This window comes from Streptomyces sp. NPDC111606, assembly GCF_055656945.1.
The window spans coordinates 183,306-209,504 of record NZ_JBVKBY010000006.1 but is presented as its reverse complement, the minus strand read 5'-3'; the positions used below and the strand labels follow the sequence as shown (position 1 = coordinate 209,504).

The window sequence follows — 26,199 nt, the reverse complement described above, 5'->3', positions numbered from 1 at the left end:
TCCGGCCTTAAGCCGGAGGCTGGTCGGTGGTTTCGATGACGCACTTGTGCTGGACCACGTCCAGCAGGTCCTCCGCGCTCTGAGCCGTCTCGCACGCGAAGTACGCGGTGAGGACCGTCTCGACGTTGAGCGGGGGAGCAAAGACGAACTGGCCGTTCTCGCGGTACCGCAGGATCGTGTCGGCCGACAGGTCCTCCAGGAGGGCCACCGTGTCCTCGAGGCGCACCAGGTGACCGTTCTTGGCGGCGCAGAAGTCGTACTCCAGCGCGGCACTGTGCTTGATGGGCGTGAGGTCGACCGGCTCGCGACCGAGGCGGTGCTGGATTCCGTACGCGTCGAGGCCGGTGCAGATGCGTAGGAGGTTCTGGACCGACGCGCCACCGCCGGAGATGCGCGGGGCACACTCCAGGATGTGGAGGCGACCGTCGCCGTCGTAGCGGAACTCCGCGTTGAACGCGGAGTTGTCCAGGCCGACGCCGCCGATGACGCGCTCCAGCATCTCCTGGAACTCGGGGCCCTTCACGCCGTCGAAGGGCTGGGTGACGCAGCCCGTCTCGTGGAAGGACGGCAGACCCGTCAGACGCGGCAGCTTGATGTGGAACAGGAGACAGGTGACCTTGCCGTCGACGACGAAGCCGTCGACCATCACCTCGTCGCCGTCCAGATAGCGCTCCGCGATGATCTGGGACGGGCCGCGGCTGTCGCGCAGCAGACCGCAGACGCGCCTCACGGACAAGAAGGCCTTGCGGAAGTCCTCGGGCCGGTCGACGCGGACGACGCCCGCACTGTAGAAGCCGTTCGAGGGCTTCAGTACGACCGGGAAGCCCAGCGTCGCCTCGACCTGGGCGAGCGCCTCGCGCGGGTCGGTGGTCTGCGCAATCTCGATGTGCTGGGCGACGAAATCCCGTACCGCCGGGTGGGACTTGAACAGTGACTTGTCAGTGAGGCAGTTCACCGAGTCGATGTCCCGGACCGGCCAGCCGCGGTGGCGGCGCAGCACATCGGTGTGCACCTGGTAGCCGTCCCGGAAGGAGACGATCTCGTCGAAGGAGTCGAGCTCGACCGTCTCGGCCACCAGGGCGGGCAGGGTCTCCTGCCATGCGTCCCGGTCGATCCCGGCCAGCGAGGGCGGCTCGACGAACGTGGCCTCGATGCCGTGGTTCTCGCAGTACCGCAGGTAGTCGAGGGAGTCTTCCTCGCGGCCGAGTACGAGTATCTTCATCGAAGCTCCAGGGTGCAGCACTTGACGCTGCCGCCCGCCTTCAGAAGTTCGGACAGCTCCACGCCTATGGGGTTGAAACCGATGTTTTTCAGCCGCGCGACGAGGTTCGTGGCCGCCTGCGGCAGCAGTACGTTGTAACCGTCGCTGAAGGCGTTGAGGCCGAACACCGCGGCGTCCTCGGGGCGGGCCAGGATCGCGTCCGGGAACATCGTCTTCAGTACCGCCTGGCTGCCCTTCGAGAAGGCCTCCGGGTAGTACATGATCTCTGTGTCCGAGAGCACCGACAGGGCGGTGTCCAAGTGGTAGTGGTTCGGGTTCACCAGGGTGAGCCCGGTGACCGGCAGACCGAAGAACTCCTGGGCCTCCGCGTGCGAACGCGGGTCCGTCCGGAAACCGGTGCCGGCCAGGATGCGGCGGCCGACGACGAGGTAATCACCCTCGCCCTCGTTGATGAACTCCGGCCACAGGGTCTCCTGGAAGCCCTGCTGCTCGAACCAGTTGAGGTACGCGGGGCCCTCGGCGGTCCGCTCCGCATGCCGGAACCGGGCGCCAAGTACTTTGCCGTCGACGACAGTTGCGCCGTTGGCCGCGAACACCATGTCGGGCAGGCCGGGGATCGGGTCGATGACCTCCACCGTGTGGCCGAGCGACTTGTAGAGCTCGTACAACTTCTCCCACTGGGCCAGCGCGAGACCGCCGTCGCAGGGCTTCTCCGGGTGCATCCACGGGTTGATCGAGTACGTGACGTCGAAGTGGCTGGGGCGGCACATCAGAAGACGGCGCGGGGTTGCCACGCGACCGGTGACGGGCTGGCCGGTGCGCGGTGCCGGATGGATCGCATCGGTGATAGGCACGGGACTTGCTCCTCTGGTGTGGGTCAGTCGGTGTTTTCTGGTGCACGGGAGATCAGCGTCATGTGCGCCGTCACGACGGGCTCGCCGCTCTCCGTCGTCACTTCGCTGCGCGTCGAGACGATCCCGTTGCCCGCCAGCCGCCTGGCCGCCTCGATGTGCACGGTGACGGTGAGCCGGTCACCGGCCCGTACCGGGCGGTGGAACTCGAGGCGCTGGTCGCTGTGGACCACACGGTCGATGTCGAGGCCGATCGCGGGGTCGCCGCGCACCTCGGCCATCGCCCGATGGACCACAGCGAAGACGAACGTGGGTGGTGCGATCACGTCGGGGTGACCGAGCGTGCGGGCGGCCCCGGCGTCCCGGTAGGCCGGGTGCGGGTCGCCGATGGCGGCCGCGAACTCCCGGATCTTCTCCCGGCACACTTCGTACGGTGCGGTGGTCGGGTAGCGCCGCCCGACCAGGTCCGAGGTCACCGGCATCGAGGGCCCCCGATCGCGTATCTACCGGCCGTGGCAGTCGGTCGCATGATCCGGTCCCTCGGTCAGGAAAGCCTCCACCGAGCGGCGGTGGTCCTCGCTCCTCGTCACCGCGGCGGCAATGCCGGGCAGTGCCCCATCCGCGGCCTCGGTGCCGCCGGCCAGGTAGTGCGCGACGACCTGCTTGGTCGCCGCGTGCGCGACGGTGGGCCCGGTGGCCAGGTCCATCGCGTAGGCGTGGGCGTCGTTCTGGAAGGTGGCCAGTTCGAAGATCTGGTTGACAACCCCCCAGCGTTCCAGGGTGGTTGCCCGGTAGAGCTTGCCGGTCATCACCAGCTCGCGGGCCCGCGCCGGGCCCGCGAGTGCGGCGAGGCGCTGGGTGCCGCCCATGGCGGGGGTGAACCCGACCACCCGCTCGACCAGGCCGAACCTTGCCGAACCGGTGGCCACGATGAGGTCGCAGGCGAGGGCGAGCTCGAAGGCGGCGGTGAGCGTCAGGGAGTGTGCCGCGAACACGGTGGGGAACGGGAGCCGCTCCAGTGCCCGGGTCGTGGCCAACTGCTCGGCCCAGAACGACTCGGCTTCGTCCCGGGCCATTCGGCGGAAGACCTCGACATCGACCCCGGCGCTCACGACGGTGCCGCTCGCCCGGATCAGCAGCCCTCGTGGTGGGTTGTCGCCGAGCCACTTCAGCGCGGCCTTCCAGGCGTCCCACATCGCGATGTCGAAGAGGTTCTTGGGCGGGCTGTCCATGGTCAGGACGGCCAGCGGACCGTCCATGGCCAGCTTGAGCGGGGCTCCCTCGGAGAACAGCTCCGTCACGTGGTGCTCCGGAAGATGCTGATCGCGTTGTTGCCGCCGAAGCCGAAGGCGTTGTTCTGTACGTGGCGCAACCGGGGCAGCGCCAAAGGGCCGCCGGTGATGAGGTTGATGTCCAACTCCACGTCCTCGCGGGCGATGTTGGTCGGCGGCACCAGACGCTGTTCGATGGCCATGCAGGACGCCACGGCGCCCACTGCTCCGGCGGCGCCCATCAGATGGCCGACGGTTCCCTTGATGGCGGTGATCGCCGCGCGGGGGTAGCGCTCCTGGAAGATGGCGCCCTCGATGGTGTCGTTGGCGCGGCTGCCGGTCCCGTGGGCGAAGATCACGTCGATGTCGGACTCTTCGAGGCCGGCCTGGGCGAGCGCCATCCGGTGGCAGGACGCGACGCCTTCGGGGTCGGGCGCGGTGGGGTGGCTCGCGTCGTTGTTGACCGCGGAGGCCAGCAGCTCGGCGTAGGGCGAGCGGGCGCCGGCGAGGGACCGTTCGGTCTGCAGGACCAGGAAGCCGGCGCCCTCGGAAGGCGTCACGTACCGCCGGTCCTTGGCGAATGGGCGGCAGGCGTGGGGCCCGATCGCCTGCAGCGTGTTGAAGCCGATCAGGTTCTTCTCGGAATACGGGTCGACACCGCCGACGACCGCGGTGTCGGCCACCCCGGCCTGGAGCATCTCCAGCGCGCACGACAGCGCCACATTGGCGGAGGCGCAGGTGTTGTGCACGGTGAAGGTGGGACCTACCGAACCGACGGTGCGGGCCACGTCGTCCGAGATGGAGTAGCTGGAGTAGCCGCCCGAGGCGGCGGAGTCGCAGCGTCCGGCGACGACGTCCTCGAGGGCGTCCGCCTGGCCGTCGCTGCTGCCGACGCACACCACCGCGTCGAGCAGCGCCGGGTGCCCGGGGGTGAACCCGGCGTCGGCGAGCGCCTCCAGCGCCGCGTACTCGGCGAACAGGGAGGCCGAGCGAGCCGTCCCGTACCGGGTGCGGTGGCCGGTGAGTTCATGGGCGCGCTCGCGGGCCGCGTCGGGGACGCGGCCGCTGAGGATGCCCGGCTTCATGCCCGGGTAGATCGGCTTCAACTCTTCGAAACGGGCCGTGGTGGAGCACAGGTCGGCCCAGAGACGCTCCTTGCCCGCTCCGGCGGGCGAGATCGCTCCGAGACCGGTGACGAATACGGGTTGAGATCCTCGGGCCATCACGAGCTCCTCTTCGTTACGGTCACACTGGCGCGCTTGCCGGATGTGGCGCGGCATTCGACGACCGCACTCCCGCCGGGGGCGAGCTCCTGCACCATCCGGAGGAAGTCGGCGGTGATGAACGCGCCGTTCCTGCCCAGGTGTTCCTTCGGTTCGGCGACCGCTTCGGGGGCTGCGCCCCGCGGTAGGGCCCAGGCCCGGCCGCCCGCCGGGAAAGGCTCGGCCGAAGCCGCGTCCTCCTGCCAGAAGTCGAAGCGCGCCGCGTAGTCGCCACCCGCACGCAACCGGGCATGGGCGACACCGGATTCGCAGCGCAGGGCGGCGTCCTCACGCCGGGCGTCGTCCAGAGCCTCCGGGGAGTAGACGTCGCCGATCAGGAGGTGGCCCGTCGACGAACTGCCCTTGCTGAGCGCGGACAGCATCTGCCAGAGGGTGACGACCGGGGTGAGCTGAGCGGCGTTCAGGGTCATGTTGCGACCGGTGGCGCCGATCGCCAGGTTGACGAAGGCCGACGCGGAACTGGTCAGGGCGTTGGGGAAGTACTGGGCCGACATCAGCCGCCCCTTGGCCGCCGCCGTGCGCTGCAGCCCCGCCATGGCACCGAAGTTCCCGTACTCGGTCCCGATGATCACCGTCTCGCCGCTCTCCCGCTCGTACTCGTCCTGCAGTACGAGGTACAGACACAGCCGGGTGAACCAGTCGCGGAACTGGTCGCCGGCTGTCTTGACGATGAGGTGAAAGTCGTCGGGCGCGCCCACGGGAACGCCGTCCGGTGACTGTGCCTGATCCACCGCACATATGGCGACCCGGTCAAGGCTGAACTCAAACACGTGTCTCTCCATGGCAGAGCCGCTGATACCGCAAAACGGGTGCAGCAGCGGGTGCGGTTACTTGGCGGCGATGCCCGCGATGTACTTGTCGAGGTCCTCCACCGTCACCAGGTCGCGCGAGAAGTCGTCGCCGAGCTCGATGTCGAATGCCGCCTCGACGTGGACGATGACATCGATGAACTTCAGCGAGTCAATTCCAAGGTCGGCGTTCAGGCGCTGTTCACCGGAAATTTCGAACGAGTCGTCGCGCTCGGCAACGCTGCGCAGAACATCAGAAATCCTGGAGTCAATCGTGTTCGACATCTGAAATCCCCTCAATATTTGAAACTGTGATCGCCGATATGGCAAGACCGTCCGCAACGGTCCAGCGCCCGTGGAACCTGTCGATTTCGCGTCCTCCGACGAGCGGCCCCGGTACGCGGAGACGGGCCTCGAATGTACCCCGTTCCGGGTGCAGGGTTATTTCCGCGCCATTGAACCCGAGTGGACTTCGGGCCAGCGGGAACCATGCCTTGAACGTCGATTCCTTCGCGGTGAAAAGAACCCTGTCCCAGTGGATGCGGGGGTCTCCGGCAGTGAGCTCGTGCAGCAAGGCACGCTCCGAGGGAAGCGCCACTTTGGCGAGGACCCCGTCGGGCAGCGGACCGTGAGGTTCCGCATCGATGCCGATGCTGTGCAGGTCAGAGCTTCGGGCGAGCGCCGCGGCCCGATAGCCGGAACAGTGGGTCATGCTGCCCACGACCCCGGCGGGCCACTGCGGCGCGCCATCCGGAGACGGCACGACCGGTGCCGCCGGAAGGCCGAGCCCGGCCATCGCCCGTCTCGCGCAATGCCGGACCGAGGCGAACTCCATTCGCCGTCCATCCGATACTGCACCCAGCGCGGCAGCTTCGACAGCATAGAGGCCCGCTGCTGGCAGGTCAACGAAGAGTTCCTCCCCGAACGCCCCCACGGGAAGAATGCTTTGAATCAACTGTGTCCCCCGACGTTTACGCAAATCAGGTGTATCACAAGGAACGCCTGACGCCTCGTCACCGTACCAGCAGTTCGAGGGTGTGTGGAACGTGCACACACCGAGTTCCGGGTGAGGTTTGCACCCAAATGTCCAATCCTCGGGATGTCGGTTCATGCGTATCCCGGTGCCGCCATTCCAGCAAATCACACCAACCGGACATCCGGATCGGTGGGCAAGATCACACAGGGTTTGCAGAATTCGATGGGCTGTGATCTTCTTGCGGCGGTTCAAATGATTGTGAATCTAGGGGGATTTACACAGTGTCCGTACTGGAATCGGAACTCTCCAAGAATGGTTTCGCCAAGTGGAACCTCGCCGACGTCTTCGGCATCTCGGAGAGTGACAGCAATTACCAGGCGCTGGCCGGCGAGTACGACAACCTCCCGGAGGACCCGTACGCAGCGGGCTCCGGGCGCTATCGCCGTTACGCCCGCGGTCTCTACCTGCCGTGGTCCAAGGAGTTCAGCTGGATTCCGGCGACCGAGGACCAGTCGCGCGACGGAATGAACGGGTACTACCAGGGCAACCACAACCCCGAGTACGTGGGCGTGGTGCGCAACCTCCCCGCCATCAGCGAGCGGGCCCGCAACAACCAACTCCTGCTCGACATCATCGACTTCGACTTCCAGCAGACCCGTTGGAACGACGTCGACGCGGTGTGGCCGCTGCATGTCGGTGTGCACTTGATCAAGCTCTCGATCGACGAGGACGGCGGCGAAGCTGTCTCGTCCCCGAACGAACTGCACCAGGACGGCGAGCCGTTCGTCTTCGCCCATCTGATGTACCGGCGCAACGCGGAGGGCGGCGACAACGTCATCGCCCCGCCCAAGTACCGCGGCATGCAGCCGCACCAGGTGCCCGATGACGAGGTCATGGCCTCCTTCGAACTGACCCGCCCGCTCGAGGCGTACGGCGTCACCGACAAGCTGGTCAGCCACTACGTCGGTCCGATCAGGAAGAGCGACGGCGAGGGTCCGGGCGAGCGCGCCATCCTCCTCACCGACTTCGTTCCGATGCGGCAGCTCATCTGATGCGCTTCCACCACGCCCGGGCGACCGACGAGTCGGCGCTGCAGGAGCTGCGGAAGGCGCTGGTCTTCTTCTACGGCGACGCGACCGTGGAGGAGACGGCCCCGGGATTCACCGTCAGTGTGCCCGCGGACCTCTCCGAGAAGGAGCTGGGGGATGTCGTACGGCATTTCCTGCGAGGTCAGCGCGTAGTGCCCGGCAAGACCGTGGCGGAGAACGGCGGCCGGCCGGGCGCCCGGTGCGGGCTGCCGCACGACGACCGGATGGAGGTCGGCCCCGGGGCGTACCTCCAGGGACCCGAGTGGACCGACGCGATGGAGGCCACCCGTGCGCTGGTGCGCGGACACCTGGCGGCCCGGTTCGACGTGCCGCAGCTGCGGGGCTCCGCGCTGATCTCCCGTGACGTCCTGGTCAGGGCCGGGTATTACCGCAAGTTCCCGAACCTGGTGAACGCGGTCTCCCGGATCAGGTCCGACTACTGGGACGGCGTCTCGGTGGCCCAGCTCCGGCCCGGTCAGGACGAGGCGCTGGCGTCGTTCTACGTGGCGTCGGACATGGTCCTCAACCCGGTCACCTGCTACCACGTGTACGCCAAGGCGCAGACGCTGATGGAGCGGCACCCGGTCGGCCTGTTCGGCATCGAGGGCCCGGTGTTCCGCCACGAGTCGCACAACCACTCGGCGACCCGGCTCGCCGAGTTCACCATGTACGAACTCGTCGGCATGGGCACGGAAGAGGAAGTGGAGAAGTACTTCCACAGCCTCATCGAGGCGTACACCGAGCTCTTCGCGGCACTCGGCCTTCCGCACCGGATCGTCAGTGCGTCCGACGCCTTCTTCGGCGACGACCCCACCCTCACGCGCAACGCCCAACTGATGAGCGGCAGCAAGTTCGAGGTGCGGATCCCCATGCAGGACGGCGAGCTCTCCGTCGCCAGCGTGAACTCGCACGGGGCGGCGTTCGTCGACTCCTTCGAGCTGAGCCAGGGCGGCAAGGTCCAGGCGACCTGCTGCGCGGGCATCGGGCTCGAACGGCTCGCGTACGCGCTCAAGGCGTACGACCTGCTTCCCTGAACGACTCTGCCGAGTGGCGCACCGGCAGGGGTGCGCCACTCACCCATACCTGTAGGGATTCTTGGCAATGCAGAACATCGCAGTACTCGTGGACGAACTGCTCGCGCAGCTGGCGGCGGCCCGGGACGTCCCCGGTGACTCCGACCCGACCGAGATCATCGTCAGCTCGCTCGACCAGATGCGCTTCCTGGTCGCGGTCGAGGAGCGCCTCGACACGGTGCTCGAGGTCGGGGAGGTCTTCCCCTTCGACCTGACCTCCTGCGAGAACCTGGTGAAGAGTGTCACCGAGCTGGTCGCGGAAGCCTCGGAATGAAGGCGCCGCGGACCTGGGTCGACCTGTCCATCGCACGTGAAGTCGTCAAGGTGTCGCTTCCCCTGATGTTCGGCATGGCCGGCAACCTGGTGATGATGCTGGTCGACCGCATCGCGCTGGCCCGCTACTCGGAGGCGACCCTCATCGCCTCCGGCCCGGCCGTCTTCACCGGCATGACGATCATCATGTTCGTCACCGGGATCGCCGGCATCACACGCTCCTACGTCGCCCAGGCCCATGGCCGCGGCGACCGCGAAGGGACCGTCGACGAGGGCGCCGCAGGGGTAATCCTCGCCGTCGGCCTGGCCGTGCTGATGCTGCTCGCCACCCCGCTGATCACCAGGATCCCCGAGCTCAGCAACCGGCCTGCCGGCAGTGTCGCGCTGGAGTCGGTCTTCTTGGAGTGGTCGGTCCGCTTCGGCGCCGTGATGACCCTCAACATGGCGCTGGCCTCGTACTTCAACGGCACCCGTAAGACCCGGGTGCCGATGGTGGTCGGCCTGATCGGCCAGGCTGTCGGCGTCCTCATGTGCATCGGCTTGATCTTCGGCAACTTCGGGCTGCCCGAACTCGGCATGCGCGGCTCCGGCATCGCCACCTTCATCGCCGTGTCCGTCATGTTCGTCGGGTACGTGGTCTGCCTGCCCCGCACGTTCTACGCGGGCTTCAGCCGGCTGTTCGGCAACGGCGTCCGCAAGGTCGCGACGCTGATCGGGCAGCGGCTGCGCAAGGGTGCACCGTCCGGTGGCTCCAGCGGTCTGGAGGAGATGGGCCACACGTCCTTCGTGTGGATCGCCGGCATCCTCGGACCGGTCGCGCTGGCCGCCAACAACATCGCCCTGTCGCTCAACTACGTGGCGATCATCCCGCTGATCGGCCTGGGCATCGGGTGCAGCATCCTGTCGGGCAACGCCGTCGGCGAGAACAAGCACGACCGGGTGCCGCACATCCTGCGGGCCGCCGTGGCGGTGGGCTCGGTGTACGTCCTGACCGTCGCCTTCTTCCAGATCTTCCTGCCCACCCTGCTGCTCTCCCCGTTCGGCCTCGACGGCGCCGACCCGGCGACGATGGACACGGCGGTCGACACCTCGCGCGTGCTCTGGATGTACTCGGTGGCCTTCATGTTCTCCATGTTCGGCGGAGCCGTACTGGAGAGCTTCGGGCTCCCCCGCTTCGTCTTCCTGACCCGAATCGGGGTCGTCTGGGTACTGAGCGTGCCGACCATCCTGGTCATCGCGCTGCTCAACCAGGACAAGTCCGGTGTTCTGGTGCTCATCTGGGTCGTGTACTCGCTCTTCGAGGGTGTGATGGGCGCGCTCTACTTCTGGCGCATCCGGCGGGCCGCCGCGTCAGGCGAGAACCGGCTCGTGCAGCCGCAGCCGGATTCGGCGCCCGCTTCCGAGTCCGATGCGAAGCCTGGTACGGAGAGAGGCGCGGAGGGCGATGTCCAACCCGTTTGACGCCGCGGATCGGGCCACCCTGGTTCTGGTCAACGACGAGGGCCGGCACTCCCTTTGGCCGGAGCACCTCGAGGTGCCGGCGGGCTGGCAGGTCGCCTTCGGCCCGGCCGGCCGTCAAGAGTGCGTCGAGCGCATCGACCGGCACTGGACCGACATGCGGCCCCGTTCTTCCGCTTCTCGCCCGTCTGTGAAATGAGGAAACCTTGTCACGCTCCGCTCTGGTGATCGGCGGAAACCGAGGGATCGGCCGAGCTGTCGCGCAGCGTCTGACCGAGCGCGGCGACCGGGTCGCGGCCACCTACCGGACGGGCGACTGCCCGCCCGGGACGCTGCCCGTGCGGTGCGACGTGACCAGCTCCGAGGACCTCAAGCGGGCCGTCAAGGAGGCCGAGGAGGCGCACGGCCCCGTGGAGGTCCTGGTGGTCAACGCCGGCATCGCCCGGGACGGGCTGCTGTTCTCCCTGACGGAGGAGGACTTCGAGGCCACCCTGCGGACCAACCTCACCGGGGCGTTCCTGGCCGCCAAGCACGCCGCCCGCGGCATGATCAGGAGCCGCTTCGGGCGGATCGTCTTCATCTCCTCCGTCGTGGCCCTCTCCGGCGAGGCGGGGCAGGCCAACTACGCGGCCTCCAAGGCGGGGCTGATCGGGATGGCGCGCTCCCTGGCCCGGGAGTTCGGCGGTCGCGGCATCACGGTGAACGTCGTCTCGCCGGGGCTCACGGACACCGACATGGTGGCGGTGCTCTCCGCCGAGCAGCAGGGCAAGCTGCTCGGCCGGGTCCCGATGGGCCGGATGGCACAGCCCGCCGAGGTCGCCGCCGCAACGGAGTTCCTGACCAGCGACGAGGCGGGCTACATCACCGGGGCGGTCCTGCCGGTCGACGGCGGCATGGGCATGGGCCACTGAACACGGCCTCGCCCCCGGCCCCGCTGATGATGGTCGAGGACAGCCGCAGCGTGCTCCGCGGCACGACCTCGTACGGCATCGGTGCCGACTCGTACGAATCGGTGCTGACCCCCCTGGAGAGCGCCCGCGCCGCGCTGCTCGTCGAGAGGGACCGGCTCGACTATGTGGCCGCACACCTGCTGGTGCGGATCTGCGCGGCCCGGCTCGCCCAGGTGCCACCGTGGTCGCTGGTGATCGACCAGCGGTGTCCCGGGTGCGGGGCCACAGACCATGGGAAGCCGTTCGTCCGGGACCACCCCGGCCTCTCGGTGAGCCTCTCGCACACCAGGGGAACTGTCGCCGCCGCCGCCGGCTGGTCGGTCGTCGGCGTCGACGTGGAGACCACGGCCGGCTTCCGCTACGACCGGCGCCTGGCCGAGCGGGTCCTCGCCCCCGAGGAGGTTGCCGCCGTCGACGCGGCACCCGACCCCGCACTCGCCTTCCTTCGCCGCTGGGTCCGCAAGGAGGCGCTGGTGAAGGCGGGACACGGGTCCCTGCTCGGGCCCACGACAGCAGGATCCGGCGCCGCCGGCGCCGGTCGGCGGGTGCGCGAGTGGACCGCCGGGGACTCTGGTGCCGTCGCAGCCGGGGTCTCGGAGCAGCCGCTCACTCTTCTCCGTGCGGGGGACGGGCCGTACGGACAGCCGATCCCCGACGACAGGCCAGGAGGGCCCTGATGGACAGCCATATCATCGAGCAGTACCCCGAATTCGCCGTGAACTGCTTCACCGGCAGCTTCAGCGCCCTGGCCGGAATGAAGGGCCACCCCATCGCCGAACAGAGCCTGTTCGAGCGGGGCGACGCCTACCTCTTCCAGGCCGGTCTGGACGAATCCGGCTACCCCGAGTACATCTTCCCGGTCGAAGAGGCCGGCCTTCTCGGCATGCGCCGCACGGGGTTTGAGCTCCAGGCCGTTCCCATCTCGTACGCAGATGTCGGCAGCCAACTCAAGGGGCTGGTCGACCGGTTCGGCGGGGTGGTCGTCTGGGTCAACACCTCCCACCTGGGCTATGCCGAGGTCTATGGGCGTACCAGCTCCTATCTGCACTCCATAGTGATCGACGAGGTCGCCGAAGACCTCAGTGACCTGCGGGTATTCGACTGCATGGTGGTCGACGCGGAACGCTTCAGCTGCCGGGCCCGGCTGGATTTCGCCGAGTTCGAGAAGGCCATCAGCGACCGCATCAAGAGCGACGCCCACGACTGCATGGGCTTCTTCTACGTGGTCACCGGGACGGTCCCGGCCGAGGGCCGCGGCGGGCTGCAGGGGAGCCTGCGCGAGCAGGCCCGGCGCTTCGCGGAAGAGGACCGCTTCCGCGAAGCGATCAAGGAATATCAGCGGCTCTGCGTGGAGTGCTTCGCCGACCCCGACCGCAGTACCGAGTTCGGCGTCAGGCGGCTCTTCATCCACAGCACGGTTCTCTACTCCGTGCCGAGCCTGACCTTGATGAGCCGCTCTCTTGATGCGGCCGGCGCGTCCGATGCGGCGAAGGAACTCTGCGAGGAGGCGATCCGCCACTGGCGTGCCCTTGGAGTGCTCGCCCTGCGGTACGAGGCGACCGGCTCCGACGCCGTGATGGGACGCCTGAACCAGCGGTTCGCCGTGCTGGACGACGTCACGGCACGTCTTTGGGGAGAACTCGCGTGAGCACCGCCACGAACACCGCACCGAGTGGCCCGGGTGGCCCGGGCGAGGAGCGGCTGCCGCTGCTGCCCGCGCAGGAGGGCCTGTGGTTCGTCGAGGGCGCCAGGCCCAGCGCCCACAACGTGTCCTTCGCCCTTCACCTCGACGGCACTCTCGACCGCACCCGCCTGACGTGGACACTGCGGGAGCTGATCGGCCGACACGCCGCGCTGCGCGCCCGCGTGGTGGCGGAGTCGGGCGAACCGATTCAACTCGTCGCGGCGGCCGTGCCGTCGGAGTTCACCGACGTCGAGGCAGCGGAAGAGGCGCTCGACCGGCTGATCGCGGCAGAGCAGGAGCAGCCGTTCCGGCTCGACGAGGGGCCGCTGTTCCGGGTGACGCTCTTTCGCTCGGCGGAGCAGCGCCACGTCCTGCTCTTCGTCATGCACCACATCGTCTCGGACGGCGCCTCCTGCGACGTCCTGGCCCGCGAGTTCGCCGCCCTGTACGGGGCCCGGGCCGAGGCGGCCCCCGTCCCCGCGCCCCGCCTGAGCTACCAGGAGTACGTGCTCCAGGAGCAGAAGCGGTCCACCGGGCCCCGCGCGCAGCGGTCATTGGCGTACTGGCTGGAGGAGTTCCGGACCGTACCGCCGCCGCTGCAGCTGCCCTTCATGCGCACCCCGCCGCCGGACCGGGACCGCCGTGCGGTCACCCACCGCCAGGACATCCCGGCCGAACTCACGGGGCGGCTACGCGAGTTGGCGCAGCAGAACTCGGCGACCCTGTTCATGGCCCTCGCCGCGGGGGCATTCACCCTGCTGCACCGTTACACGTCGCAGAGCGACCTCGTCCTCGGCGTGCCCCTGTCCAGCCGGATGGCGCCGGGCACCGACGAGGTGGTCGGCCTGCTGGTGAACACCATGCCGGTGCGCGTGGCCATCGGGCCCGACACCTCCTTCAACGCGCTGGTCGAGCAGGTGCGTTCCAAGGTCGTCAAGGCGCTGCGGCACCAGGGGACCTCGTTCGGCCGGCTGGTCCAGGAGGTCAACCCGCCGCGCGCGGCCGACCGCCATCCGGTGTTCCAGATGGTGATCAACCACTGGGAGCACGGCGACAGCGGCACCGTCGCCTGCGGCCTCGCGATGGAACGGCGCCCGCTGCCGAACCCCACCGCGGCCTTCGACGTCATGCTCAGCTTCGTAGAGGAGGCGGGCGCTGTACGGGCGTACTTCGAGTACGACAGCGACCTGTTCGAGGCGGTCGCGGTCGAGCGGGTGGCGGCGCACCTGGTGCGGCTCCTTGAGTGCGCGGCAGCGGCGCCCGGCGCGGCGATCGGTGAACTGCCCCTCCTCACCGCGGCGGAGGAGCAGGCGTTCGAGGACCGGTGGCGCACCATGGACCGCCCGCCCACCGCCGGCACACTCCCCGAACTGTTCCGGGCACAGGCCGCCCGCACCCCCGACGCCCCGGCCGTGAGCATGGGCGAGGAAATGCTCAGCTACGCCGAACTGGACGCCAAGGCTACGGAGTTGGCGCGTCGTCTGGCCGCGGAGGGGGTACGGGACGAGACCCCCGTGGTGCTCTTCCTCGACCGCTCGGTCGACCTTGTGGCCATCGTCCTCGGCGTGCTGATGGCCGGCGGCGCCTACGTCCCGCTCGACACCCGGTACCCGAAGTCCCGGATCGAGACCATCCTGCGGACCTGCGCGCCGCCCCTCGTCATCACCGACCGCGCCATCGGCGATCTGGACCTCCCTGAGGCCTGCAAGGTGCTCGGGCTTGCCGAGTTGTTGTCCACGGACAACGGCTCCCCCGTGGCGCCCGCCGCACCGCGGCCGCCCGCCCACCCGGACGGGCTGGCCTACGTGATGTTCACGTCCGGCTCCACCGGCACCCCCAAGGGGGTCGCGGTCACCCACCGCAACGTCGCCGAGCTGGCCGCCGACTCGGCCTTCGCCGCCGGTGACCACCGTCGAGTGCTGCTGCACTCCTCGCTCGCCTTCGACGCCTCGACATACGAACTGTGGGTGCCACTGCTCTCGGGCGGCGAAGTGGTCGTGGCACCCCCGGGCGACCTGGACCTCGAGGTGCTGGGCAAGGTGATCGGCGAGGGGCGCGTGACCGCCGCGTTCCTCACCACCTCCCTGTTCAACCTCTTCGCCGAGGAGGGCACTTCGACGCTGGCCCTGCTCAGCGAGATCTGGACGGGCGGCGAGGCGGCGTCGCAGGTCGCGATGCGCCGGGTCGCCGAGGCGTGCCCCGGCACTGCTGTGAACAACGGATACGGCCCGACCGAGACCACCACCTTCGCCACCGGCCATCGTTTGCGCACACCCCATGACTACCGGGGTGCCATCCCGATCGGCACTCCGCTGGACCACACCCGCTGCTACGTCCTGGACGACCGGCTGCGGCCTGTCCCGGTGGGCGTGACCGGCGAACTGTACGTGGCAGGCGCCGGGTTGGCCCGGGGCTACCTGGATCGCCCGGGGCTGACCGCGGAGCGCTTCGTCGCCGACCCGCACGGCCCCGCCGGGACGCGGATGTACCGCACCGGAGACCTGGTACGCCACACCGAGGACGGGGAGCTCGAGTTCGTCGCCCGGGCCGACCAGCAGGTCAAGATCCGGGGATTCCGGATCGAGTTGGGGGAGATCGAGACGGTGCTCGGCTCCGCCCCCGGGGTGGCCCGGGCCGCCGTGGTCGTGCGCGAGGACCGGCCGGGCGACCGACGGCTGGTCGGCTATGTGATCGCGGACGGACCGCCCGCCGACCCCGCCGCGCTGCGCCGGCACATGGCGGCCGCGCTTCCCGAGTACATGCTGCCCACCGCGTTCGTCCCGGTCGATTCGCTCCCGCTGACGGCCAACGGCAAGCTGGACGCGAAGGCGCTGCCGGCACCGGCCGCCGGGGCCGAACTGGAGCAGGGGCGCCTGCCCCGCACGCCGCAGGAGAAGTTGCTCTGCACGCTGTTCGCCGATGTGCTCGGCGTCCCCTCGGTCGGCATCGACGACGGGTTCTTCGAACTGGGCGGCCACTCCCTGCTCGGCATGCGGCTTGTCGTGGCGATCCGCGACGCGCTCGGCGCCGAGCTGTCGATCGGCGACCTGATCAAGGCTCCCACGGTGGCCCGGCTCGGCGACGTGCTGAGCGCCGTTCCAGGTGGGGAACAGCCGGAGATCATGCTTCCGCTGCGCACCAGGGGCAGCCGTCCCCCGCTGTTCTGTATCCACCCGGCCACCGGCATCGCGTGGTCCTATGCGGGACTCAGCCGCCATCTCGGCCCGGACCAGCCGCTGTACGCCCTGCAGGCCCCCGGTCTGGCCGGGCGGCCCACGGCACGGTCCATGGCCGGGCTCGCCGAGGAGTACCTCGACCGGATCCGGCTGGTCCAGCCCGCCGGCCCCTACCATCTGCTCGGCTGGTCGTTCGGCGGGAACGTGGCACACACGATCGCCTCCCGGTTGCGGGAGCAGGGCGAGGAGGTCGCGCTGCTGGCCATGCTCGACTCCTTCCCGCCCGAGTGGCAGGAGCTGGCGGCCTCCCTCGACGAGCCGGACCTGCTGGCCGAGTTGCTGACCAGTCTGGGGCTCACGCCGGCCGGCTTCGGCGACGGCACTCTGGGCCGCGCCCAGTTCGTCGAACGGCTCAAGGCCGCCGACAGCACGGTGTCCAGTTTCGGGTCCGAGACGCTCGCCGCGCTGCCTGACCTCTACACCCGCCATGTCCAGCTGCTGCAGGAGCCGCTGGACCGGCGCTTCGACGGTGACCTGCTCTTCTTCACCGCGGACCACAGCCGTCCCGTCAACGGCGCCACTCACGAAGCCTGGCGCCCGCACGTCACCGGGCACCTGGAGAACGTCGTGGTGGCCGGCCACCACGACGGCCTCATGCAGCCCGGTCCGCTTGCCGAGATCGGCACGGTCCTGGCAGCGACCCTGGACGAACTGGCCGATCGGACCGCCACGCGGCCTCCAACAGCCCACGTTGCAGGCTGAGTTCGCGGGCGCGGCCCTGATCCGCTGCAGCGCACACTGCGGAAACTGTCCGAACCGGCCCCGTACGGGGGCGCTCACGAGGTGGGCACCCCCGTCCGCCGCCATGGTCAGTCGTCCGGGATCCCGCTGCCGCTGAGGGCCGGGACCGTCCGCTCCGGGTGGGTCAGGGAGCGGGCGCCGAGGCGGAACTGGTCGAGTTTGTCGACGATGGTCCGGCCGACCGGGGTGTGGCCCCAGATGCTGATGCCCTGGTGGGTGCTGGGCTGCCAGGTGGTCTCGTCGATGACGAGGGGGTTCCAGCCGACCTCCCATTCGAAGCCCGAGGGGGTGCGGGCGTAGTAGGAGAGCTCCTTGTCGTTGGTGTGCTGTCCCACGGACAGGGCCATGTCGAAGCCGAGTTCGTGCACGCGGTCGTAGCTGCGGGCGAGGTCGTCCAGCGTGGCCGCCTGGACGTTGAGGTGCTGGACGCGGGTGCGGACCGGGTCGATCGGCAGGCCGCGGACGGCGGCGATGGCGATGGAGTGGTGGCGTTCGTTGACGCGCAGGAAGCGGATCTTGAGCTTGACGCCGCTGATCGTCTCGTCGATGTAGTCGGTGAGGCGGGCGTCGAGGACGGTGGTGAAGTAGCCGCGCATCAGGCTCGGTCGGGTCGAGGTGATGGCGACATGGCCCATGCCGGAGTCGCCCGTGACCCAGCCGGACGCGAGCATCCGCAGGGGTTCCGGGGAGATCACCGGGGTGGTGTAGATCTCCTGGGTGATGCCCTTGGGGCCGGGAAAGCACAGGAGGCGTTCGACGCCGCGCAGCCTCGCCTCCTCGGCGGTGCCCTGTACGACGGGGACGCCGTGGGCGCGGACGCGGGCCTCGATCTGCTCGAAGGTGGTGTGGTCGTCGAGGTGCCAGCCGATGGCGACGACATCCTCGGCCGGGCCCCGGCGCAGCAGGAAGCGGCACTCCTGGTCGTCGATGCGGAAGCGCAGCAGGCCGGTGTCCAGGTCGTCGAGGTGCATGCCGATGGCGTCGGTGCCGAAGCGGCGCCAGTCGGCGAAGCGGTTGGTCTCGACGACGAGGTAGCCGAGGTGGACCGCGCCGAAGACGGACGGGGCGTCATGCCCCGGGTACGTGGTCATCGCCGGCCCGCCAGGAAGTCGGCGCAGATCCGGTTGAACAGCTCGGCCCGCTCGAACTGCACCCAGTGCCCGGTGTTGGCGACCTCGTACAGATCGCAGTTGGGCATGCGGTCGGCCAGCATCCGGCCGCCCGAAGGCCGGTTGACCTTGTCGGCGGCGCCCCAGAGCACCAAGGTCGGCACGGGCAGCCGGGACAGCCGGGCGTCGCGGGTGAAGTCCATCTTCCACAGCGTGCGCAGCGCGTTCGGGCCGGACGGCCGGCGCAGCGGCGGGGCCGCGATCACCTCCGGATCGATGCTCGCCTCGTAGCGGGTGTCGATCACGGAGTCCGGTACGTCGGCGGCGTTGAAGACGAGGTGGTTCCGGATGAACTTCTCCAGCTTCGGGCGCGAAGGGCCGTCTCCGGCGTAGTAGTTGAGGAGGCTGCTCAGACCGGGGGTCGGCAGGGCGCGGGTGGTGCCGATGCCGCCGGGGCCCATCAGGACCATGCGGGCGACGCGGTCCGGCGTGTCCAGGGCGAGGCGCAGGGCGCAGGCGCCGCCGTAGGAGTTACCGACCAGGTGGGCCTTGTCCAGGCCGAGTTCGTCGAGCAGGCCGCGGATGCCGGCGGCGAGGTGCCCGAACGGGTCGGCGCCGTCCACGCCCTTGGTGCTGCGTCCGTAGCCGGGCAGGTCGGGGACGATGACCCGGTACTCCTCGGCCAGCTCGGCGATGTTGCGAGTGTAGTTGGAGACGCCGGAGGCGCCGGGGCCGCCGCCGTGCAGCAGCAGGACGGGCGGGCCGTCGCCGGTCTCCGCGACGAAGATCTTCCTGCCGTGGACGTCGAGCAGCCGTTCCCGCATCGGCGGGGGTGCGGTGGGTGTGGTCATGGCGTTCCTTGGGTGGCGGTCGAGGTGGCCGTACGCGATGCCGGTGCGAACCCGGCCGGGGGCGGCGGGAGTTGGGCGCCCGAGGGGGCGGCGGCGTAGACGTAGGCGTCGGGGCGCAGGGCGAGGGTGGTGGCGCGGCGCTCGGTCATCCAGGGCAGCAGCACGCCCTCGTCGTCGACGACCGCGCCCGGCGCCGGACGGGAGCCGGCCGGCAGGACGGTCAGGGAGGGGACACCGCAGCGGTCCCACGCGGGCTGCGGGGTGGGCGGTTCGCCGTGCAGGAGCAGCCAGCGCCCGGCGAGTACGTCGTCCAGGCGGATGCGGGTGCCGTCCGGGCCGGTCACCCAGGGCTGGGGTATCTGGTGCCCGGCGGCCTTGGTGCGGGGGCGGGCCTGCAGGCCCTCGGCGTAGTGGGCGGCGGGGATCCAGTGGGAGTCCTGCAGGAGGCGGGCGAAGCCGGGGACGCGGTTCAGGAGCGGAAGCACGGAGTCCCGGACCCGGGTGACCGCGAGCCGCCGTTCGGTGATGATCCGGCCGACGAACACCGCCCGCTTGGTGATCTCCTTGACGTGCGGCTTGCGTTCCGTCTCGTAGCTGTCGAGCACCGATTCGGGCAACTCGCCGCGCAGCACGGCGTCGAGCTTCCAGCACAGGTTGGCCACGTCACGCACCCCGGCCGCCATGCCCTGGCCGATCCACGGCGGCATCGCGTGGGCCGCGTCACCGGCGAGGAAGACCCGGCCCACCCGGAAGCGGGCGGCGAAGCGGACGTGGTGGCTGTAGACGGTGGCCCGCAGGATCTCGATCTGGTGCTTGCCGATGCCGTACCGGGACACCAGCGCGTGGATCGCCTCGTCGGTGGTCAGGTGCTCCTCGTCGTCGCCCGGCAGGATCGGGAACTCCCACCGGTGGTGCCCCAGCGGAGTCGGACAGTCCACCGCCGGGCGGCCCGCGTCGCAGCGGAAGCGCAGCCGGTCGTGGTCCGGCCACGGCTCGATCATCTTCGTGTCGATGACGACCCAGCGGTCCTCGTACGTCCGTCCCTCGTAGCCCACGTTGAGCTGTGCGCGGGTGAGGCTGGAGCCGCCGTCGGCCGCGATGACGTACCTGGCACGCAGCCGCCGTACGGAGTCGTCGGCCGTTCCCGCCACCGTCAGCTCCACCCCGGCGCCGTCCGCGGACTGGCGCAGTCGCAGGCATTCGTGCCGCAGCAGCACCTCGACGTTGGGGTAGCGGTCGACGCCGTCACGCAGGACCTGCTCCAGCGCGGGCTGGTAGATGAACATCTGCGGCGGGTGACCGTGGCCCCGCGGCGTGGGGTGCGCGCTGAGGATCGTGCGGCCCCGCGCGTCGACGAAGTCCAGCGGCCGGTCGGCCAGCATGTCCGGCTTCAGCCGCTCGGCCAGGCCGGCGCGCTGCCAGATCCGCAGGACCTCCTCGTCGGTGGAGATCGCCCGGGCCCGGGAGTAGATCTCGGCGTCCCGCTCCAGCACGACGACCCGCAGACCGGCCGCGCCCAGCAGGTTCGCCGCGGTCACCCCCGTCGGCCCGTACCCGATCACCGCCACGTCGTACGTGTCTTGGTCGGCTCTGTCCTCGGCCCTGCTCCCGGCACTGATTCCACTCACCAGGCCACCTCACTGTCGTCCCTGTCGCGGCTCTTTGTTGTAGCGTTTACTCCAATTGGAATGGCCGCTACGGTAAGCTCGGTGTCCGGGACGGTCAAGTGCCGGCACGACGGGAAAGGCGTCTCCCATGACCAGGCCGCAGACCAGGTCGAACACCGGGCCGCAGGCGGCGCGCAAGAAGCGTGCGAACGGGTTGGAGTCGCGGCAGCGCATCCTCGACGCCGCCGTCGAGATCGCGGGCGAGCGCGGGTACGAGGGCACGTCGATCGCGACGGTCAGCGCCCGGTGCGGGCTGCCCGCGAGCTCGATCTACTGGCACTTCAGGGACAAGGACGACCTGATCGCGGCGGTCATCGAGCGCAGCTTCACAGCCTGGCTGGCGGCCGTCGAACTGCCCGACGAGGACGCCGGCACACCATTGGAGCGGGTCATGGCGATGGCGGCGAACGTGGCGAAGTCCCTGGTCGACGCCCCCGACTTCCTGCGTCTCGGCCTGATGCTCGCCCTGGAGCGGCGACCTGCCGAGCGCCGGGGACGCACCGTGTTCCTCCAGGTCCGTGACCTCTCCCGGCAGCGGATATCGGACATGATCGGCACCCTCTTCCCGGCCCTGGACGAGGACGCCGTCCGCATCCTGACCACGTACTCCGTGGCCTGTGCCGACGGGCTGTTCGTGCAACGCGAGGTGGAGGGCGACAGCGTCGACCTGGTGGCGATGTTCGAGCTGCACGCGCGGCTCGTCCACGACGCGGCGGTCCGTATGGCGGGGAGGAGCGAGGGATGAGCCTGACCTACGTCCAGCGCGAGGAGGCGGCCCGGCTGCTGCGGGAGGCGGAGCATCACGCGGTGCCGATCGACCCGTTGTCCGCCCGGCTTCCCGGCCTCGACCTGGCAGACGCCTACGCCGTCCAGCGCGACAATGTCTCCTGGCGGCTGGCCGACGGGGCGACGGTCATCGGGCACAAGGTCGGCCTGACGTCCCCGGCCATGCGGCGGCTGCTCGGCGTCGACGAACCCGACCTCGGGCATCTGCTGGACGACATGGTCCACCGTGACGGTGCGCCGGTCTTCGCTGCGCACTACTGCCGGCCCCGGATCGAACCGGAGATCTGCTTCCACCTCGCCGAGCGGCTGTCCGGGCCCGGCGTCACGGTAGAGGACGTACTCAGTGCGACCGATGCCGTCGCGCCCGCGCTGGAGATCGTCGACAGCCGGATCCGGGACTGGCGGATCACCCTCGTCGACACCGTCGCCGACAACGCCTCCTCCGCCGGCCTCGTCTGCGGCCCCTGGATCCCGGTCCGGGACGTGCCCGATCTCGCCGCCGTCACCGCCGACCTGATCGTGGACGGCGAGTTGGCCGGGTCGGGCAGCGGGCGCGAGGTGCTGGGCCACCCCGCGGCAGCGGTCGCCTGGCTGGCCGACGCGCTCGCCGCGTTCGGCGCCGCTCTGGAACCCGGCCATGTCGTGCTGCCCGGCGCCATGACCACCGCCCCCTTCGTCAGGGCCGGTCAGAAGATCGAGGCGCGGTTCGACGGCCTGGGGCCGGTGTCGGTGACCTTCGTGTGAGGGCGGCCGTGGAACTTCCTTGGACGGCTGAGGCATTCGTCCATTTCCGTGCAGAGACCGCCTGCGGCACCGACCGCTTGTGAAACAGACCGCTTGTGAAACAGACCCGCCCCCCGAGAAAGCCGAGAGCCGCCCCATGACCACCGCACCCCGCCGGATCGACGTCCACCAGCACCTCGTTCCGCCCCTCTACCGCGACGCCCTCGCCAACGCCGGTATCACCGAGGCGGGCGGCCGTGCCCTGCCCGGCTGGAGCACCGATGCCGCGCTGGAGGCGATGGACCTGCTGGGCACCGAGACGGCGCTCCTCTCCGTGTCGACCCCCGGCACCGGCTTCCTCACCGACCCCGACGAGGCGGCGGGCCTGGCCCGGCGGCTCAACGACTTCTCCGCCGGCGTCGCCGCCGAACACCCCACCCGCCTCGGCTGGTTCGCCACGCTGCCCATGCCCGACGTCGAAGCGGCGGCGAAGGAGGCCGAGCGGGCTCTGGCCGAGCTGGGCGCCGACGGGGTCACCCTGCTCGCCAACAACCGGGGCTCCTACCTCGGAAGCGAGGGACAAGAGCGCCTGTGGCGGGTCCTCGACCAGCACGGTGCCGTCGTGTTCGTCCACCCGGCCGACCTCCCCGCCCCCGCCGTCGACGGCATTCCCCCGTTCGCCGCCGACTTCCTCCTCGACACCACCCGCGCCGCCCACCTCCTCGTACGCAACGGCATCCCGCGCCGCCACCCGAACATCCGGTTCGTGCTGAGCCACGCCGGCGGCTTCCTGCCGTACGCCTCCCACCGCATGGCCGTCGCCCTCGCCAGTGACATCGGACGCAGCCCCCGCGACATCCTGGACGACTTCCGCGGCTTCTACTTCGACACCGCGCTGTCCTCCAGCCCCGCCGCCCTGCCCACCCTGCTGGCCTTCGCGCGTCCCGGACACGTCCTGTTCGGCAGCGACTGGCCGTTCGCGCCGGCACCGGCGGGCCAGTACTTCGCGGCCGGCCTCGACACCGGCGTCGACCCCGGCACCCTCGCCGCGGTCAACCGCACCAATGCCGAGGCGCTGTTCCCCCGCCTGGCCGGCGGCACCCCCGCCCCGACCCGGTCCCGCCCCCTGCCGGCCCGCCTGCGCCTGTCCGCACAGCGAGCCGCCGCCCGCCTCGTCTTCAAGCTGGTCCAGCCCCGCACCGACTGAGCGCCCGACTACCCGACGTCCAGGTCGAACGCCGGGAACTCGGCCGACTCGTTCAGCTCGGCCCAGACCGTCTTGCCACGCCGGGCATGACGCGTCCCCCACTGCCCGGCGAGCTGCGCGACCAGCAGCAGACCCCGCCCGCCCTCGTCGAGGACGCGGGCCCGGCGCAGGTGCGGGGTGGTGCTGCTGGCGTCGGAGACCTCGCACAGGAGGGTGCGGTCGTGGATGAGGCGCAGGCTGATCGGGGAACGGCCGTAGCGGATGGCGTTGGTGACGAGTTCGCTGACCACCAGTTCCGCCGTGAACTCGAGGTTCTCCAGCCCCCAGGCCGCCAGTTGGCGGGAGACGTCGGAGCGCGCGCGGGCCACCACAGCCGGGTCGGCTTCCAGGTCCCAGGTGGCGACCCGGTCGGTCCCGAGCGCGCGGGTGCGGGCGAGAAGCAGGGCGATGTCGTCGTCCGGCCGGGAGGGCAGCAGGGCTTCCAGCACGGTGTCGCAGGTCGCTTCCAGGGAGGTCGCCGGCCGGGCGAGGATCTGTCGCAGTGCGGTGAGACCGGCGTCGGCGTCGTGGTCGCGGGCTCGGATCAGCCCGTCGGTGCACAGGGCGATCAGGCTGCCCTCGGGCAGTTCGACCTCCACCGTCTCGAAGGGCAGCCCGCCCAGTCCGAGCGGCGGGCCGGGCGGCACGTCCAGCAGCTCCGCGGTGCCGTCCCGGACCACCACGGCCGGGGGCACGTCCCCCGCGCGGGCCAGGGTGCAGCGGCGGGAGACAGGGTCGTAGACGGCGTAGAGGCAGGTGGCGCCGTTGTCCCCGCCGACATCGGCGCCGGGCTCGGCGTCGGGGTCCGTGCACGCTTCGGTGGTCACACGCACGACGACGTCGTTCAGGTGGGTGAGGAGCTCGTCGGGCGGCAGATCGATGTCGGCCAGGGTGCGTACGGCAGTCCTCAGCAGGCCCATCGTGGCGGCGGCGCGGATGCCGTGGCCGACCACGTCCCCCACCACGAGGGCCACCCGGGCGCCGGACAGCGGGATGACGTCGTACCAGTCGCCGCCCACGCCGGAATCGGAGCCGGCCGGCAGGTACCGGTAGGCGACGTCCACGGCCGACTGCTCGGGCGCCTCCTGGGGAAGGAGGCTGCGCTGGAGGGTGACGGCGGTGGCGCGGGCGTGGGTGTAGCGGCGGGCGTTGTCGACGGCGACGGCGGCCCTCGCGGCGATCTCCTGGGCGAGGACCAGGTCCTCGTCGTCGTAGCGGGCGGTGTTGCCGAGGCGGTGGAACTCGGCGACGCCCAGTGTGGTGCCGCGGGCGCGCAGCGGGACGACGAGGGTCGAGTGGGCTCGCGGAATGCCCCGGTTCCTGCCGTGCTGGTGCCGGGAGGGACGCCCATTGGCCAGGGCGTCCGCCGCCGGCGAGCCGTCTGCCGGGATGTGGAGCTGCTGCGGTGCGATCGCCGTCTCCGGATCCGCCGCGTCCGCGGGTCCGCGGGCCATCCGGCGCAGCACGGGCGGGCCCTTGTCCACGGCGTCCTGTCCTCGCAGCACGGCGTCGAGCAGGTCGACGGTGACGACGTCGGCGAAGTGGTCGCTGGCGAGGTCCGCCAGCTCCTGTGTGGTGCGGGCGATGTCGAGGGTGGTGCCGATGCGCATGCTCGCCTCGTTCACCATCGCCGACCGCCACCGCAGCCGCCGGTCCCGCTGTTCCTGGAACGTCGCGACGGCCTGCTCCGAGACCCGGTCCACGTACGTCGTCGACATGGCGTTCAGCTCCCGGGCCGCCTCGCTGACCTGTTGGGCGTCGTCGCTGAGCCGGGACAGCTCCGTGAGCAGCCGGTCGAAGACGATCTCCTCCGAGAGCCGGAGGGCGCGCAGCATCTCGCTCAGCGGGATGCCGTGCCGGGCGAGTATCTGCGCGCGATCCACGTCGGCGGCCGGCAGTTCGATCAGCTTCGGCTCGATGGCGTGCTCCAGGCCGAACAGTGCCGCGCCGATGTGCTCGGCGACGTTCTCGCCGGCCATCCGGGCCACGTACGGGTCCTCCCACAGCGCGGGGAGTTCGCGCAGCAGGCGCCGCTGCACGTCGGCTGTGAGCTCGTTCGCTCGCGCACCGAGCTCGCGCGCCGCGCGCGAGAGCAGACCGTCGGCCGTGGGCTCCACACACACGACGTTACGCCGCTCACGCGGGCGCCTCAGTCCGTACGGCGGGACGAGTGCCGGCCGCCGTCAGCCGCCCCCGCGCAGCACCCGGGACAGTCCCAGCGCGGCGGTCCGTACGGCGGGCGCCAACTGGGCGGGGCTGAACCGGGCGCGCGGCACCGCCACCGAGAGGGCGGCGACCGTGGTGCCGCCGGCGAACACCGGAGCCGCGATGCAGGCCACGCCGAGGGCGGCCTCCTGCTCCTCGTAGGCCAGGCCGGAGACCTGGATCTTCTCCAGGGCCGTGCGCAGCCGGTCCGGGTCGGTGATGGAGTGCGGCGTGAGGCTCGGCAGGGGCCGGGACAGCACCTCCTCGGTCAGCTCGGCGCCGGAGAAGGCCAGCAGGGCCTTGCCGACGCCGGTGCAGGTCAGCGGAAGGCTGCCGCCGATGCGGGAGGGCAGCTGGAGTGCCTCGTGGCCGTGGATGCGTTCGAGATAGACGACGTCCATGCCTTCTCGCACCCCGAGGTGGACGGTCTCGCGGGTGGCCTCGAACAGGTCCTGGAGGAACGGCAGGGCCGCCTCGCGCAGATCGAGCCGGTGCGGCACCAGCGAGCCGAGCTCGAAGAGCTTGGCCCCGAGCCGGTACTGGGGCCCCGAGCGCTCCAGCCAGCCCAGCCGGACGAGGTCCGCGGCCAGCCGGTGCACCGTGGGCTTGGGCAGGCCGGTGTGCTCCGAAAGTTCCGACAGACGGTACGGTCCGCCGCTCGGACTGAAGCACTCCAGGATGATTGCGGCCTTCTCCAGCATGCTGCCGCTCGCGCTGT

At 70.2% G+C, this 26,199-nt stretch carries 25 protein-coding genes; 12 read left to right on the top strand and 13 right to left on the bottom strand.

The window, feature by feature from the left end:
- Window positions 1-7: 7 nt before the first annotated feature.
- From ACZ7M7_RS22500 to ACZ7M7_RS22465, 8 genes are read right to left on the bottom strand one after another with little or no spacing between them, the layout of a single operon-like run.
- On the bottom strand, window positions 8-1,222 hold the full coding sequence (locus ACZ7M7_RS22500; RefSeq protein WP_472119606.1) for an ATP-grasp domain-containing protein: 1,215 nt from the start codon (window positions 1,220-1,222) through the stop codon (window positions 8-10).
- Window positions 1,219-2,076, bottom strand: coding sequence for a dimethylargininase (gene ddaH, locus ACZ7M7_RS22495; RefSeq protein ID WP_451172376.1), 858 nt, complete (start codon window positions 2,074-2,076; stop codon window positions 1,219-1,221). The genes ACZ7M7_RS22500 and ddaH overlap by 4 nt, the downstream gene beginning before the upstream one ends.
- A 23-nt stretch (window positions 2,077-2,099) precedes the next feature.
- Entirely contained in the window at window positions 2,100-2,555 is a 456-nt protein-coding gene (locus ACZ7M7_RS22490; protein WP_472119602.1) for an FAS1-like dehydratase domain-containing protein, read from the bottom strand.
- Between the two features lie 21 nt (window positions 2,556-2,576).
- The gene (locus ACZ7M7_RS22485) at window positions 2,577-3,374 is read right to left on the bottom strand and encodes an enoyl-CoA hydratase/isomerase family protein (RefSeq protein WP_472119598.1); all 798 of its coding nucleotides are present in this window, start codon (window positions 3,372-3,374) and stop codon (window positions 2,577-2,579) included.
- Window positions 3,371-4,567 carry a beta-ketoacyl synthase N-terminal-like domain-containing protein gene (locus ACZ7M7_RS22480; RefSeq protein ID WP_383623240.1) on the bottom strand — a complete coding sequence of 399 codons (1,197 nt, stop codon included), beginning with the start codon at window positions 4,565-4,567 and terminating at the stop codon, window positions 3,371-3,373. The genes ACZ7M7_RS22485 and ACZ7M7_RS22480 overlap by 4 nt, the downstream gene beginning before the upstream one ends.
- Entirely contained in the window at window positions 4,567-5,397 is an 831-nt protein-coding gene (locus ACZ7M7_RS22475) for a hypothetical protein (protein ID WP_472119595.1), read from the bottom strand. Before ACZ7M7_RS22475 ends, ACZ7M7_RS22480 begins: the two co-directional genes overlap by 1 nt.
- 57 nt (window positions 5,398-5,454) lie before the next feature.
- Entirely contained in the window at window positions 5,455-5,700 is a 246-nt protein-coding gene (locus ACZ7M7_RS22470) for an acyl carrier protein (RefSeq protein ID WP_383604461.1), read from the bottom strand.
- Entirely contained in the window at window positions 5,684-6,643 is a 960-nt protein-coding gene (locus tag ACZ7M7_RS22465; RefSeq protein ID WP_472119590.1) for a 4'-phosphopantetheinyl transferase family protein, read from the bottom strand. The genes ACZ7M7_RS22470 and ACZ7M7_RS22465 overlap by 17 nt, the downstream gene beginning before the upstream one ends.
- Window positions 6,644-6,672: 29 nt before the next feature.
- On the opposite strand from ACZ7M7_RS22465, the gene ACZ7M7_RS22460 reads away from it, so the two are divergent.
- The 9 genes from ACZ7M7_RS22460 (at window position 6,673) to ACZ7M7_RS22420 (ending at window position 16,855) form a co-directional block, all read left to right on the top strand.
- On the top strand, window positions 6,673-7,443 hold the full coding sequence (locus ACZ7M7_RS22460; RefSeq protein WP_472119587.1) for a 2OG-Fe dioxygenase family protein: 771 nt from the start codon (window positions 6,673-6,675) through the stop codon (window positions 7,441-7,443).
- Window positions 7,443-8,513 carry an aminoacyl--tRNA ligase-related protein gene (locus ACZ7M7_RS22455; protein WP_472119584.1) on the top strand — a complete coding sequence of 357 codons (1,071 nt, stop codon included), beginning with the start codon at window positions 7,443-7,445 and terminating at the stop codon, window positions 8,511-8,513. Before ACZ7M7_RS22460 ends, ACZ7M7_RS22455 begins: the two co-directional genes overlap by 1 nt.
- A gap of 67 nt (window positions 8,514-8,580) precedes the next feature.
- Window positions 8,581-8,826: a hypothetical protein gene (locus ACZ7M7_RS22450; RefSeq protein WP_472119580.1), complete on the top strand. Its 246-nt coding sequence runs from the start codon at window positions 8,581-8,583 to the stop codon at window positions 8,824-8,826.
- Window positions 8,823-10,286, top strand: coding sequence for an MATE family efflux transporter (locus ACZ7M7_RS22445; RefSeq protein WP_472119577.1), 1,464 nt, complete (start codon window positions 8,823-8,825; stop codon window positions 10,284-10,286). Before ACZ7M7_RS22450 ends, ACZ7M7_RS22445 begins: the two co-directional genes overlap by 4 nt.
- A complete protein-coding gene (locus tag ACZ7M7_RS22440) occupies window positions 10,270-10,482 on the top strand; it encodes an MbtH family protein (RefSeq protein ID WP_383604479.1) in 213 nt (70 codons plus the stop codon). The genes ACZ7M7_RS22445 and ACZ7M7_RS22440 overlap by 17 nt, the downstream gene beginning before the upstream one ends.
- A 7-nt stretch (window positions 10,483-10,489) precedes the next feature.
- Window positions 10,490-11,194, top strand: a complete 705-nt coding sequence (gene fabG / locus ACZ7M7_RS22435) for a 3-oxoacyl-ACP reductase FabG (protein ID WP_383604482.1) — start codon at window positions 10,490-10,492, stop codon at window positions 11,192-11,194.
- 50 nt (window positions 11,195-11,244) lie between these two features.
- Window positions 11,245-11,910 (top strand): 4'-phosphopantetheinyl transferase family protein, encoded by a 666-nt coding sequence (locus tag ACZ7M7_RS22430; RefSeq protein ID WP_472119573.1) that lies wholly within the window; start codon window positions 11,245-11,247, stop codon window positions 11,908-11,910.
- Window positions 11,910-12,881: a hypothetical protein gene (locus ACZ7M7_RS22425; protein WP_472119570.1), complete on the top strand. Its 972-nt coding sequence runs from the start codon at window positions 11,910-11,912 to the stop codon at window positions 12,879-12,881. The genes ACZ7M7_RS22430 and ACZ7M7_RS22425 overlap by 1 nt, the downstream gene beginning before the upstream one ends.
- Window positions 12,878-16,855: a non-ribosomal peptide synthetase gene (locus tag ACZ7M7_RS22420; protein WP_472119567.1), complete on the top strand. Its 3,978-nt coding sequence runs from the start codon at window positions 12,878-12,880 to the stop codon at window positions 16,853-16,855. The genes ACZ7M7_RS22425 and ACZ7M7_RS22420 overlap by 4 nt, the downstream gene beginning before the upstream one ends.
- 107 nt (window positions 16,856-16,962) lie before the next feature.
- Here ACZ7M7_RS22420 and ACZ7M7_RS22415 read toward each other — a convergent pair whose 3' ends face one another.
- Genes ACZ7M7_RS22415 through ACZ7M7_RS22405 form a run of 3 tightly spaced genes read right to left on the bottom strand, consistent with a single transcriptional unit; the run spans window position 16,963 to window position 20,482 of the window.
- Complete coding sequence (locus tag ACZ7M7_RS22415; protein ID WP_472119564.1) at window positions 16,963-17,985, bottom strand: VOC family protein; 1,023 nt, start codon at window positions 17,983-17,985, stop codon at window positions 16,963-16,965.
- Complete coding sequence (locus tag ACZ7M7_RS22410; RefSeq protein WP_383623260.1) at window positions 17,982-18,854, bottom strand: alpha/beta fold hydrolase; 873 nt, start codon at window positions 18,852-18,854, stop codon at window positions 17,982-17,984. Before ACZ7M7_RS22410 ends, ACZ7M7_RS22415 begins: the two co-directional genes overlap by 4 nt.
- Complete coding sequence (locus ACZ7M7_RS22405; protein WP_472119561.1) at window positions 18,851-20,482, bottom strand: bifunctional 3-(3-hydroxy-phenyl)propionate/3-hydroxycinnamic acid hydroxylase; 1,632 nt, start codon at window positions 20,480-20,482, stop codon at window positions 18,851-18,853. The genes ACZ7M7_RS22410 and ACZ7M7_RS22405 overlap by 4 nt, the downstream gene beginning before the upstream one ends.
- A 127-nt stretch (window positions 20,483-20,609) precedes the next feature.
- Here ACZ7M7_RS22405 and ACZ7M7_RS22400 point away from each other — a divergent pair, with 127 nt between their 5' ends.
- From ACZ7M7_RS22400 to ACZ7M7_RS22390, 3 genes are all read left to right on the top strand, one after another.
- On the top strand, window positions 20,610-21,266 hold the full coding sequence (locus ACZ7M7_RS22400; protein ID WP_472119558.1) for a TetR/AcrR family transcriptional regulator: 657 nt from the start codon (window positions 20,610-20,612) through the stop codon (window positions 21,264-21,266).
- On the top strand, window positions 21,263-22,051 hold the full coding sequence (locus tag ACZ7M7_RS22395; protein WP_472119555.1) for a 2-keto-4-pentenoate hydratase: 789 nt from the start codon (window positions 21,263-21,265) through the stop codon (window positions 22,049-22,051). Before ACZ7M7_RS22400 ends, ACZ7M7_RS22395 begins: the two co-directional genes overlap by 4 nt.
- A gap of 136 nt (window positions 22,052-22,187) precedes the next feature.
- A complete protein-coding gene (locus ACZ7M7_RS22390; protein ID WP_472119552.1) occupies window positions 22,188-23,237 on the top strand; it encodes an amidohydrolase family protein in 1,050 nt (349 codons plus the stop codon).
- Between the two features lie 8 nt (window positions 23,238-23,245).
- Here ACZ7M7_RS22390 and ACZ7M7_RS22385 read toward each other — a convergent pair whose 3' ends face one another.
- Both ACZ7M7_RS22385 and ACZ7M7_RS22380 read right to left on the bottom strand, forming a co-directional pair.
- On the bottom strand, window positions 23,246-25,393 hold the full coding sequence (locus tag ACZ7M7_RS22385) for an ATP-binding SpoIIE family protein phosphatase (RefSeq protein WP_472119549.1): 2,148 nt from the start codon (window positions 25,391-25,393) through the stop codon (window positions 23,246-23,248).
- Between the two features lie 66 nt (window positions 25,394-25,459).
- On the bottom strand, window positions 25,460-26,182 hold the full coding sequence (locus tag ACZ7M7_RS22380) for an IclR family transcriptional regulator (protein ID WP_383604981.1): 723 nt from the start codon (window positions 26,180-26,182) through the stop codon (window positions 25,460-25,462).
- Window positions 26,183-26,199: the final 17 nt, after the last annotated feature.